The sequence below is a fragment of the Microcystis sp. M53603_WE2 genome, assembly GCF_030065435.1.
In genome coordinates this window covers 1-1,348 of sequence record NZ_JASJFF010000925.1, presented here as the reverse complement: position 1 = coordinate 1,348, position 1,348 = coordinate 1, and the positions used below count along the sequence as shown (strand labels likewise).

The following is a 1,348-nucleotide window of genomic DNA, read 5'->3' as shown; positions in this document are numbered from 1 at the left end:
GGTCGTTGATGGGCCGTCAGACAGCGCTCTAACCAGCGATAGGTGCGTTCTATGGATGCTTTCATGGTCTCATGACTGACTCCCGTGGGGGGACATTCATCGAAGGCCATAATCACATCGGCACCGAGGGCATTTTGAATCTGAATCGATTTTTCTGGCGTAATTTCGATTATTCTACCGTCCCGGGGCGATCGAAAGGTGACTCCCGATTCTTTAATTTGCCGCAGTTGACTGAGGCTAAATACCTGAAATCCACCCGAATCTGTTAATATTGGCTGATTCCACGCCATAAACTCGTGTAAACCTCCCGCTTTCTCGATAATACTTTCTCCGGGCTGCAGATGCAGGTGATAGGTATTAGCGAGAATCATTTGCGCCCCCGTGCTGGCGATTTGAGCGGGGGTCAAACCTTTCACCGTGGCCAAAGTTCCCACGGGCATAAAACGGGGTGTTTCTACCGGTCCGTGGGGAGTATGCCAAACCCCAACCCGCGCACCAGTTTGGGGACACTGGCCGATTAATTCAAAGGAAAATCCCACTGTTTCAGTTATCAGTTATCAGTTATCAGTTATCAGTTATCGGTTATCAGTATTTTTTCTCGCTGCCTAAAAGGGGCAATCATTGTCGTCTTCGTCTTCAAACTGCACATCCCACTTAGCAGAAAGTACCTGAGTCACCATGGCTTCGAGGGTATCAGCATTGAGACGGGCTTTCATATCGGGGTCTTGCAGTGGATTACTCAGGGGAATCAGCCGTAATTGCCGATTGTCTTGGATCAGATCAAAATAGGTTTCACCGTCAGGAGAGCGGGTTAAACGCAGATAATCGAAGCTATAGGTATTCAGATAAAGACTGTAGTTAGCAACTAGGGTGCTTTGCTGATAATCGGCGAAAACTTCCACTATCCATCCCTCCCCTTCACTCTGAATCACCCCTTCGAGACTATGGATGTAGCGAACTCGTCCGATATCATCGAGGAGACGACGCATATCTTCTTTAGCGATGACCACGCCAGAATCAATAATACAGGGGGCGGGCAGGGGCTGTGAGGGCGGATGATAGTTCATAGGGATTGCCAGTAAAAAAATTTCCGTTAATAACCCACCGGGTGTTTCTACCGATTCCTGTTGCAATTTTTTTCGGGTTACGTCTCGATCTTAACCCAATCCGCTAGAACTTTTCACTGTTACTTAAGATTAATAACGATGATCGATGATGGCTCTTCTGGTTTCTGTGTGGAGGGAAGAAGAATAGGGATAATTTTATAGAAATATAGTCTTCAAAGCCTTGCCTAGCAAGACTCCTACGAATGATAATCAGTGCTTATCACACAAAGTAGAGAAGAGCC

The 1,348-nt window shown here is 47.0% G+C and carries 2 protein-coding genes; both read right to left on the bottom strand.

The features are described 5' to 3' along the window. Positions 1-539 (bottom strand): tRNA-ribosyltransferase family protein (locus PX481_RS19595; protein ID WP_288095563.1); only part of this gene is annotated, 539 nt, incomplete at its 3' end. A gap of 66 nt (positions 540-605) precedes the next feature. Further along, entirely contained in the window at positions 606-1,067 is a 462-nt protein-coding gene (locus tag PX481_RS19590; RefSeq protein ID WP_039900599.1) for a hypothetical protein, read from the bottom strand. Positions 1,068-1,348 lie beyond the last annotated feature (281 nt).

Coding starts and splice junctions, on each gene's coding strand:
- PX481_RS19590 (WP_039900599.1), bottom strand. CDS start 1,067: ATGAACTATCATCCGCCCTCACAGCCCCTGCCCGCCCCCTGTATTATT.